This window comes from Microbacterium sp., assembly GCF_051953575.1.
Classification (GTDB): Bacteria; Actinomycetota; Actinomycetes; order Actinomycetales; family Microbacteriaceae; genus Microbacterium.
In genome coordinates this window covers 1-6428 of sequence record NZ_JBQCIP010000295.1, presented here as the reverse complement: position 1 = coordinate 6428, position 6428 = coordinate 1, and the positions used below count along the sequence as shown (strand labels likewise).

Below are 6428 nucleotides of genomic sequence, written 5' to 3'. Positions count from 1 at the left end.
GAACACCGGACGGGCCTCGAACGCGAGCTTGCCGAGGTTGTCGTCGACGGTGGGGACCTCGCGCCAGCCGAGGACCGTGAGGTTCTCGGATGCCGCGATCCGCTCGATCCCGGCCTTCTGCGCGGCGCGCTCGTCGGCGTCGCGGGGCAGGAAGGCCATGCCCGCCGCGTACTCCCCCACCGGGGGCAGCACGAAGCCGACCACCGCGCGCAGGAACGCGTCCGGCATCTGCGTCAGGATGCCCGCGCCGTCGCCGGTGCCGGCGTCCGAGCCGATCGCACCGCGGTGCTCGAGGTTGCGCAGCGCCGTGAGCGCCAGATCGATGATGTCGTGTCCGGCCTCGCCGCGCAGCGTGGCGACCATCGCCAGGCCGCACGCGTCCTTCTCGAAAGCGGGGTTGTACATCCCCTGCTTCTGCGGGAATCCGGCGCGGCCGGACGAAGCGGGGGTGAGCGCCTGCGCAGAGGCGCTGTGACGGGGGCTCGAAGCCATACCTACCGTCCTCACGTTGATAGTCAAGATGGGACGACGTCGGCCCTGGAACGCCCGCTCAGAGCGAGCGGAGCGTCATTTGCTGGCAGGAGTGCTTGTGGCGGTAGCCCCTTCGGCCTCGGACGTCGGGGGTTCGCTGACGTCGACGAAGTCGTCGGTGTTCTGAGATTGTACAGCCTGTCCGGCGGTCCACTCGCGGCCGGACACATAGGGCGACGGCTCGAGGCCCGGGTGACGGCGCTTCTGCACGAAGAAGATGACGATTCCGAGCACGACGCCGAAGATCGCCGCCCAGACGTTGCTGCGCAGGCCGAGGATGATCTCGCTCGGGTCGATGCGGATCGACTCCCACACGATGCGTCCGGCGCTGTACCAGACGAGGTACACGGCGAACAGGCGGCCCCACTGCAGTCGGAAGCGGCGGCCGACCCAGACGATCACCAGCACGCCCAGGACGTTCCAGATGACCTCGTAGAGGAACGTGGGCTGGAAGAGCGTGCCCTCGGGCAGTCCGATGGGCCACGCCGGGTTCGGGTAGTCGATCTCGAGGCCCCACGGGGCGTCGGTCGGCCAGCCGAAGAGCTCCTGGTTGAACCAGTTGCCGAAGCGGCCGATCGCCTGGGCGAGCAGCAGACCGGGCGCGAGGGCGTCGGCGAACGTCCAGAAGCGGATGCCGGTCCAGCGGCAGCCGAGCCACGCACCGATCGCGCCGCCGATGAGGGCGCCGTAGATCGCGATGCCGCCCTCCCAGATGTAGAAGGCCGACATCGGGTTCGCACCCTCGCCGAAATAGAAGCCCCAGTGCGTGAGCACGTGGTAGATCCGGGCGCAGATGATCGCCAGCGGCACCGCGAGCAGGGCGATGTCGATCACCACCCACGGCTCGGCGCCGCGCTTGGTGAGGCGGGCGTTCGTCCACAGCACCGCGACGATGATGCCCGCGATGATGCACAGCGCGTAGATGTGGATCCGCAGGGGGCCGAGGTCGAAGTAGCTGATCGGCGGGCTCGGGATGCTGGCGACGACGCGCGCGGCGGCGTTGATCATGTGAGAACCGTGTCCTTGCTGGATCCGTGCGTGGGATGCCGGCGCCGGGCGCCGACCTGAGAAGTCTAGTTCGCGCCGCGGACTGTGCCCGCGGCGAGGGCGCGTGCGGTGTCGCCGAGGCCGTCCAGGCCGCCGTCCCGCAGGGCGCGCACGAGCGCCGTGCCGACGATCGCGCCGTCCGCGTACTCCAGGACGCCCGCCACCTGCTCGGCGTTCGAGATGCCGATGCCGACACAGGCGTGCTCGGCCCCGTGCGCGCGTAGGCGCGTGACGAGCGTGCGGGCTGCGGCATCCAGCTCGGCGCGTTCGCCCGTGATGCCCATCGTCGAGACGGTGTACACGAATCCGGTCGAATTGCGCACGATCAGGTCGAGGCGCTCGTCGGTCGAGGTGGGCGCGGCGAGGAAGACCCGGTCGAGGCCGGTGCGCTCGCTCGCGGCGATCCACTCCGAGGCCGCCTCGGGCGTGATGTCGGGCGTGATGAGGCCGGCGCCGCCGGCGGCGAGGAGCTCGTCGGCGTAGCGGTCGACGCCGTACTGCAGCACGGGGTTCCAGTACGTCATGACGAGCACCGGGACGTCGACGCGGCGCGTGATCTCCCGCACGGCGGTGAAGGTGTCACGCAGCCGGAAGCCGCCCGCGAGCGCTGCCTGCGTGGCCTCCTGGATGACGGTGCCGTCCATCACGGGGTCGGAGTACGGCGGTCCGAGCTCCAGGATGTCGGCGCCGTTCTCGGCCAGGGCGACCGCGGCGTCGATGCTCGTCTGCAGGTCGGGGAAACCGAGCGGCAGGTAGCCGACGAACGCGCCGCGCCCCTCGGCGCGGGCCGCCTCGATCGCTGCGGCGACGCGCGAGGTCATAGCTTCTCCCCCTCGCCATGGGCGGCGTCGTCGTGCGGTGCCGAAGCGGCGGTCGCGGCATCCGCTCCCTCGTCGTACAGTCCGAAGTAGCGGGCGGCGGTGTCCATGTCCTTGTCGCCGCGGCCGGACAGCGATACCGCGAGGATCGCGTCGGGGCCGAGCTCCCGCCCGATCCGCAGTGCGCCCGCGAGCGCGTGGGCGGACTCGATGGCGGGGATGATGCCCTCGGTCCTCGACAGCAGACGCAGCGCCTGCATCGCCTCGTCGTCGGTCGCCGGGATGTACTCGGCGCGCCCGATCGAGGCGAGCCACGAGTGCTCGGGGCCGACGCCCGGGTAGTCGAGGCCCGCCGAGATGGAGTGGGACTCGATCGTCTGCCCGTCCTCGTCCTGGAGCACGAACGTCTTCGCGCCGTGCAGCACGCCCGGACGGCCGCGCTCGATGGATGCCGCGTGCCGGGGCGTGTCGACGCCGTCGCCCGCCGCCTCGACGCCGTAGAGCCGGACGCCCTCGTCGTCGAGGAACGCGTCGAACATGCCGATCGCGTTCGAGCCGCCGCCGACGCATGCCAGTACGGCGTCGGGCAGACGCCCGACCTCGTCGAGCAGCTGGGCGCGTGCCTCTTCGGAGATGACCTTCTGGAAGTCGCGCACCATCGCCGGGAACGGGTGGGGCCCCGCGGCCGTGCCGAAGATGTAGTTGGTGTTCTCGACGCTCGCCACCCAGTCGCGGTACGCGTCGTTGATGGCGTCCTTGAGCGTGCGCGATCCGGTCGTGACGGGCACGACCTCGGCGCCCAGCAGCCGCATCCGGGCCACGTTGAGCGCCTGGCGCTCGGTGTCGACCTCGCCCATGTAGATGGTGCACTCGAAGCCGAAGAGGGCCGCAGCGGTCGCCGTGGCGACGCCGTGCTGTCCGGCGCCGGTCTCGGCGATTACCCGGGTCTTGCCGAGGCGCTTGGTGAGCAGCGCCTGGCCGAGCACGTTGTTGATCTTGTGTGAGCCGGTGTGGTTGAGGTCCTCGCGCTTGAGGAAGACGCGTGCGCCGCCCGCGTGCTCGGCGAACCGCGGCACCTCGGTGATCGGCGAGGGGCGCCCGGCGTAGGAGTTGAGCAGCCGCACGAATTCGGCCTGGAACGCGGGGTCCGCCTTCGCGGACTCGTACTCCGCCGTCAGCTCGTCGATGGCCGCGATGAGCGACTCGGGCATGTACCGGCCGCCGAACTCTCCGAAGAAGGGTCCGGATGCCTCGCGAAGACTCATGCTCCGGCCTCCAGGAATGCGCGCAGGGTGGATACGGGGTCGTTCGTGACGAGCGCCTCGCCGACCAGGACCACGTCGGCGCCGGCCGCGCGGTAGTGCGCGACGTCGGCGGGGGCGAGCACCGCCGACTCGGCGATCTTCACGGCGTCCGCGGGGATCCGGTCGGCGAGGCGCCCGAACAGGTCGCGGTCGAGCTGGAACGTCGACAGGTCCCGCGCGTTGACGCCGACGAGCTTCGCGCCCAGGTCCGAGGCGCGGTCGACCTCGTCGGCGGAGTGGGTCTCGACGAGGGGGGTCATCCCGAGCTCGAGCACGAGCGCGTGGAGCCGTGCCAGCAGGTCCTGCTCGAGCGCGGCGACGATGAGGAGCACGAGGTCCGCGCCGGCGGCACGGGCCTCGAGGATCTGGTACTCCGTCGCGATGAAGTCCTTGCGCAGCACCGGCAGCGACACCGCCGCCTTGACGGCTTCGAGGTCGGCGAGGCTGCCCTTGAACCTGCGACCCTCGGTGAGCACCGAGATGGCGGACGCGCCGCCCTCCTCGTACCGGCGGGCCTGGAGGGCGGGGTCGGGGATGTCGGCGAGGTCGCCGCGCGAAGGGCTCGCGCGCTTGACCTCGGCGATGATCTTCACACGGTCGGCGGGAGCGAGGACGGACAGCACGTCCAGAGCCGGGCGCTGCGCGAGGGCTGCGGCCTCGACGGCCGCCAGGGGCCGCTCCGAGGCGCGGGCCTCGGCATCCTCAACCGCGCCGGCCGTCAGGTCGGCGAGCACGCTCAGTGCTCTTTCGCAGCGACCTTGGAGCCGCCCACGCCGTAGCCGGCGCGCTTCATGCCCCAGCCGACGAGAAGGCCGACCACGAGGAGAGCCGCCGAGGCCCACACCAGAACGGGCATGTCGAGGAAGAAGAACAGCGTGCCGAACGAGACCGCCACGAGCATGATCACCACGGCCGTCCAGGCGGCGGGCGAGTGTCCGTGACCCGGGTCGGCGATGTTGTTGCTCATGGAGATCTCCTTGTGGTTCCGGGCAGATGCGATGCCGGGCGGGATGCCGCCAGTCTAGCGGTCTAGGCGGTCGGATCCTCGCCACGCGACAGGTCGTCCCAGTCGTCGATGGCGTGCGATCCGGCCGCGTCGTGAGGGCGCGGACCGGCCGGCGCGGCCGACCTCGCCGGGTCCTCGGTGCGGTACCTGCGGCCCGTCCCCGACCACCCGCGTGCGGTCAGCAGGACGAACGCGCCGGCGACGATCAGCACCGCCCACGCCACGAGAGTGATGACCGGCCACGCCGACGCCGTGATCGTCGCGATGAGCTGGGCCACCGACTTCTCGCCCGCGATGCCTGTCGACTCGGTCACCACGGAGGCGACCGCCGAGACCGGGTGCTCGAACGCGACGCGCGCGGTCAGCCACGCCAGGGTGCCGCCGATAAGGATCGCCAGGGCGCCGAACAGGTAGCGCAGCACGAGCCCCACGATCGACAGGGCAGCGCCGAGCGCGAGCACGGCGAGGCTCAGCGGTGCCAGCACGGGGACGGCGGACGCCCCGGGCACGTCGAGGGTGTGGTGGGCGCCGTCGGCGAGCTCGACGGTGAGCCACGTCTGCGTCGACGAGATGATGCCGATCGCGCCGCACAGCACGATGACGACGACGGACAGCAGGCGGGCGCGGCGCGTCACGCGGGCAGCTCCGGTCCTCGCTCGGCCTCGAGGTCACGGCCGTCGAAGCACGTGCGGGTGCCGGTGTGGCAGGCCGCTCCGACCTGCTCGACCTCGACGAGGATCGCGTCGCCGTCGCAGTCGAGGCTCGCGCCGCGGACGAGCTGGATGTGTCCGGACGTGTCGCCCTTGCGCCAGTACTCCTGCCGCGATCGCGACCAGAAGGTCACGCGGCCCTCCGTCAGCGTGCGGCGCAGGGCTTCGGCATCCATCCATCCGAGCATGAGCACCTCGCGGGTGTCCCACTGCTGGATGATGGCGGCCACGAGGCCGTCGTCATCGAACGCGACGCGCGAGATGCGCTCCTCGACGGGCAGGCTCATGCCGCCACCTCCCGCACCGGGATGCCGTCGGCCACGAGTGACCGCTTGACGTCGCCCACGGTGAGCTGGCCGGAGTGGAAGACGGATGCCGCCAGCACGGCGTCGGCGCCCGCCTCGATCGCGGGACCGAAGTCCTCGGCGCGGCCGGCGCCGCCCGACGCGATGACGGGCACGCTGGAGACCTCGCGCATGAGGCTCACGAGTTCGAGGTCGAAGCCCTCCTTGGTGCCGTCCGCGTCGATGGAGTTGACGAGCAGCTCGCCGGCGCCGCGCTCGATGGCCTCGCGCGCCCATTCCAGGGCGTCCAGCGTGGTCTCGGTGCGGCCGCCGTGGGTCGTGACGACGAAGCCGGAGGCCGTCTCGGGCGACCGCTTCACGTCGAGCGACAGCACCAGCACCTGGGCGCCGAAGCGGTCGGCGATCTCGTCCAGCAGCGGAGGCCGGGCGATCGCCGCCGAGTTGACGCCGATCTTGTCGGCGCCGACGGCGAGCAGGCGGGCGACGTCGTCCGCGCTGCGGACTCCCCCGCCGACGGTGAGCGGGATGAAGACCTCTTCGGCGGTGCGGCGCACGACGTCGTACGTGGTCGACCTCTCGTCGACGGTCGCGGTGACATCGAGGAAGGTGATCTCGTCGGCGCCCTGCCGGAAGTACTCGCGGGCGAGCTCGACGGGGTCTCCCATGTCGCGCAGGTTCTGGAAGTTGACGCCCTTCACGACGCGCCC

At 71.3% G+C, this 6428-nt stretch carries 8 protein-coding genes and 1 pseudogene; all 9 read right to left on the bottom strand.

All coding sequences use genetic code 11. The features are described from left to right. Positions 1-492: pseudogene (locus tag ACTHNQ_RS18840) on the bottom strand (glutamate synthase subunit alpha); the annotation flags it as partial. A 75-nt stretch (positions 493-567) separates the two neighbouring features. After that, complete coding sequence (gene lgt / locus ACTHNQ_RS18835) at positions 568-1539, bottom strand: prolipoprotein diacylglyceryl transferase (RefSeq protein ID WP_440335472.1); 972 nt, start codon at positions 1537-1539, stop codon at positions 568-570. Positions 1540-1604: 65 nt separating this feature from the next. Beyond that, positions 1605-2399: a tryptophan synthase subunit alpha gene (gene trpA / locus ACTHNQ_RS18830; protein WP_440335471.1), complete on the bottom strand. Its 795-nt coding sequence runs from the start codon at positions 2397-2399 to the stop codon at positions 1605-1607. Beyond that, positions 2396-3661, bottom strand: a complete 1266-nt coding sequence (gene trpB, locus ACTHNQ_RS18825; protein WP_440335470.1) for a tryptophan synthase subunit beta — start codon at positions 3659-3661, stop codon at positions 2396-2398. The genes trpA and trpB overlap by 4 nt, the downstream gene beginning before the upstream one ends. Beyond that, positions 3658-4434 carry an indole-3-glycerol phosphate synthase TrpC gene (trpC, locus tag ACTHNQ_RS18820; protein ID WP_440335469.1) on the bottom strand — a complete coding sequence of 259 codons (777 nt, stop codon included), beginning with the start codon at positions 4432-4434 and terminating at the stop codon, positions 3658-3660. The genes trpB and trpC overlap by 4 nt, the downstream gene beginning before the upstream one ends. Before the next feature lie 2 nt (positions 4435-4436). After that, complete coding sequence (locus ACTHNQ_RS18815) at positions 4437-4667, bottom strand: DUF6704 family protein (protein WP_018170763.1); 231 nt, start codon at positions 4665-4667, stop codon at positions 4437-4439. 62 nt (positions 4668-4729) lie between these two features. Then, positions 4730-5341 carry a Trp biosynthesis-associated membrane protein gene (locus tag ACTHNQ_RS18810; RefSeq protein WP_440335468.1) on the bottom strand — a complete coding sequence of 204 codons (612 nt, stop codon included), beginning with the start codon at positions 5339-5341 and terminating at the stop codon, positions 4730-4732. Beyond that, entirely contained in the window at positions 5338-5703 is a 366-nt protein-coding gene (gene hisI, locus ACTHNQ_RS18805; RefSeq protein WP_440335467.1) for a phosphoribosyl-AMP cyclohydrolase, read from the bottom strand. The genes ACTHNQ_RS18810 and hisI overlap by 4 nt, the downstream gene beginning before the upstream one ends. Next, positions 5700-6428, bottom strand: a 729-nt coding sequence (hisF, locus tag ACTHNQ_RS18800) for an imidazole glycerol phosphate synthase subunit HisF (protein ID WP_440335466.1), incomplete at its 5' end; no start/stop codon positions are given. The genes hisI and hisF, both read right to left, overlap by 4 nt.

Coding starts and splice junctions, on each gene's coding strand:
- lgt (WP_440335472.1), bottom strand. CDS start 1,539: ATGATCAACGCCGCCGCGCGCGTCGTCGCCAGCATCCCGAGCCCGCCG.
- trpA (WP_440335471.1), bottom strand. CDS start 2,399: ATGACCTCGCGCGTCGCCGCAGCGATCGAGGCGGCCCGCGCCGAGGGG.
- trpB (WP_440335470.1), bottom strand. CDS start 3,661: ATGAGTCTTCGCGAGGCATCCGGACCCTTCTTCGGAGAGTTCGGCGGC.
- ACTHNQ_RS18815 (WP_018170763.1), bottom strand. CDS start 4,667: ATGAGCAACAACATCGCCGACCCGGGTCACGGACACTCGCCCGCCGCC.
- hisI (WP_440335467.1), bottom strand. CDS start 5,703: ATGAGCCTGCCCGTCGAGGAGCGCATCTCGCGCGTCGCGTTCGATGAC.